This window comes from Chryseobacterium polytrichastri, assembly GCF_900142445.1.
GTDB classification, from domain to species: Bacteria; Bacteroidota; Bacteroidia; order Flavobacteriales; family Weeksellaceae; genus Chryseobacterium; species Chryseobacterium polytrichastri.
Window position 1 is genome coordinate 1 of record NZ_FRAV01000082.1, and the last position, 3,204, is coordinate 3,204.

3 protein-coding genes are annotated in these 3,204 nt (G+C 37.2%); all 3 read right to left on the reverse strand.

Annotation, left to right across the window (positions count from 1 at the left end; translation table 11 throughout):
- Positions 1-1,241 (reverse strand): hypothetical protein (locus BUB80_RS23010; protein ID WP_139262902.1); only part of this gene is annotated, 1,241 nt, incomplete at its 3' end.
- An 18-nt stretch (positions 1,242-1,259) separates the two neighbouring features.
- Positions 1,260-2,090 carry a DUF4280 domain-containing protein gene (locus tag BUB80_RS23015; RefSeq protein ID WP_073298056.1) on the reverse strand — a complete coding sequence of 277 codons (831 nt, stop codon included), beginning with the start codon at positions 2,088-2,090 and terminating at the stop codon, positions 1,260-1,262.
- Positions 2,087-3,115 (reverse strand): LysM peptidoglycan-binding domain-containing protein, encoded by a 1,029-nt coding sequence (locus tag BUB80_RS23020; protein WP_073298058.1) that lies wholly within the window; start codon positions 3,113-3,115, stop codon positions 2,087-2,089. Before BUB80_RS23020 ends, BUB80_RS23015 begins: the two co-directional genes overlap by 4 nt.
- Between the last annotated feature and the right edge of the window lie 89 nt (positions 3,116-3,204).

The following is a 3,204-nucleotide window of genomic DNA, read 5'->3' on the forward strand; positions in this document are numbered from 1 at the left end:
TTCTCCATCTTCCACGGACTTCTTCCGTTATCCAGAACTTTTGGTTTTTCCTCTATATCTACATTGATAATTGGAGATTTGGTAGAGATATAAAGAAGCGTCACTTCAGCGTATATTTCCTGCCAGTTTCCAGTCCAGTATTCGCCATAGTTGGGATTTTTCGGATCAATACCTATTTCTCCTATCGTTTGCATTTCATGGGTCAGGGGAATGAGAACTTCCTGTCGGTCTGCTTTAAAAGTGTGGGTATTGTTGTAGAGCAGGTCATCACCTCCCCAGCTGTCGTGTTCCCAGAGTTTTAGATTATATTTTTTACCCACCACATCTTGGGCTTCAATAATGAGTTTAATGGTTTGTCCAAATGTGGGTCTTCTTTTAAAAGGTTTTCCGTCTTTATCAACCAAGGTGATCTTTTTAATAATCCCTTTTTTATCGGGTTGGTTATTGCTTGAACCTTGATGGGTAGAGCCTTTTGGGGTGTCGGGTTTAGGCTTTGGTTTTTTAGCAGGGGCGGGCCTAGAAGTGGGAGGAGGAACTTTATATTCCGGATTGTTAACGTTCACATTATCTGATGTCTGCAGTTTTCCGTTATACTCTGCCAGAATATAATATTCATGTTGTTTTTTATCATCTTCTCTTTTATTGGCTAAAGTTATATAGGTACTTAATAAAGTGAAGTTCCATCTTGCATAGCCTCTGGTATCCACCTCAATAGGTGGAGATTTTGTGATAAACTGATTCTTTTTATTGTGACCATCTCCTTTTTCATCGTCTTCCCAAAGACTCAAAGTAAGATGTTGACCTTCTAAATTCTGACATTTAACGGTAGCCCGAAGCCGGTCCATATAACTGAGGGCTTTGGTAATGTTTGAACCATCCTGATAGGTAAGTTTTACCCCAATGATATCTCTTTCTTTAGAAGTTGGGCCGTCGTTCTTTTGTGGGTGGACAATAATTGCCATGGGTTCTTTACGTTCAGGGCCGTGAAGATAGCCCTCTACCATAAAAGTAGACTGATAGGACTGTTTCCCAAATGTAAATTCACCGATTCCTTTTTTCTTGATATGGGTGGTTATAAATTGTCCTGTATCATTTTTCTTGAATAATTCCCAGGTTACCAAAGCATCTCTACGCTCTGAATTCGGTGTGTCGGGATACCATTCTGTTACGTGATATACTGTTTTTTCGCCTATTTTGGGATGGATGTTTCCTGTAATTTTATAAACTCCTTTTTTTGCCATTGTGTTTAATTTTAAAGGTTACCAAGCTTCTGCTTCATTGTTGTCTGTTTCCTCTTTAAGTGCATCAAAATCTACCACAGGATTATAAGCTTGCTGCTCTTGGGTATTAGCATTGTTTACATGGCTTTTCGTGGTTTCGCTTTGCTGTCCATGCTTGAGAATAGTGATTTTTCCTCCGGTACTGCACATTAATTCAGAGCGTTCGGTGAGGCAGGCTTTGTCCATTACTTTTGTTTTGTCATATACTTTTTGCCATTTTCCGGAAGGAGCGTATGTACAGGGAAGGTATCCGCTGGAGCTGGGCTTAAGCTTACATTGCCCGAATGGCTTTGCGGTAGGGTTGAGTTGCAAATCATCTTCTGTTGCAGCAAGATAATCGGGATCATTGTCCGAATGATTAGCATAATGTTTTTGGTGACTGGTAACTTTTAAGGTTGGAAAGGTAAATCCCTGATTACATTGTAAGGTTGCTTTCTGTATGACAAAATAGATACTTTCATGATCATCAGAATTATTATCTTTCTTCTTTTCATCATCTTTTTTCTCCTCTTTTTGAGGTTTTTCTGATGGCTGACTTTCCTGTTGATTTTCTTCTTCGCTATCCTTATCTTCATTCGTGGAATTTGTCATTTCATCATCAGAAGTTGGGGTGGATGTCGGTTCTTTGGTTTCAAAAAACTCAGGATCTTCAGGAATGATGATTTGTTTTCCCGGAATGGGTTCCTGCATCACATCTTCAATCGGACAATGGAGATTATGATAGGTTTTTAAAACTCCATCATCTTTAATGTTGAATTTCTGCGATAGCGAATTGAAAGTATCGCCTTGTTGAATGGTGTAATTTTTCATATCATTTGTGTTAAAGTGAGATGGTGTTTTCTGTATAAATCTCCTTCATTGGTAATCACAATAGATGATTCAGCCTGAGATAGAATCTTATGTGTTTTGTGAATGGTATACTGTAATTGTAAGTCTGCCGTTATTGCTTCGTATGAATCGGTATCAGAATTTTTTTTATTCTGTTTTAAGCTTTGCAGGCTACAAATGTTCTGTAAATTTCCTTGAATGATTGTTTCGGTATAATCCGGATCATCATGATTCGTTTCAATGCATAAATCAAAGATAGCCGGAAAAGAGTTTTGAAAACAATATAGTTTTTCAGTCCACGTTGTTTTTTTGTGAAACCATTCCCTGATAGGAAATAATGTTTGGAAGAGCAGGGAAGAGTCGAATTGCCTTAAAAAACCTGTTTCATCACTCATCTGTTTTTCAAAAGCATTCAAAAGCATCGTACAACCTTCTCCAATATGATATTCTTCCAGCTTGGGACGTTGGTCTTTGAATTTTTTAATCAATGCTTTATATCCATGAAATCCTGTTATTTTGCCTGAAGGATTGATGGTAAAAGCAATAGGATACAGCGTTTTCATACAATCAAGAGAAAGTTCACTCATTTTATCATTGGGTATCTTACCGTTTGTGGTCAACCCTTTACGATCGATTGTTACAGTGTAGCTTTTATCTTTTCCCTCCCGAGTGTCTAGGATAATGGTATAATCTAACAATAAAAGATCTTCAGATGGTATCTGAATCGTTTCACGAACCTTATATTCCTTAGCATAAAAAGCATTTGATAATTGTAAAGAAGGAAGACTATTTGTTTTTTCCTGTACTTTCTGTTCTTCAGTTTTATAATTCTTCGGAACCCATAGAAAGTCTACATGATTCATATTTTCAAACCAAAGGGTATCCGCCTTCTCACAGTGTGCATTATGAAACCGTTTCAGCTCCTTAACGGTCATTCCTAACCGGGAAGAAATTGAATGAAGGGAATCTCCATTACGAATCTTATATTGCATGTAATCTATTTCCATCAAGTGTGTTATATGATAAAATTAATAAAAAAAGATTTCTTACACCTTAGTTTTGATGTTAAATTTGAGAAATTGTAGTAGAACTACGA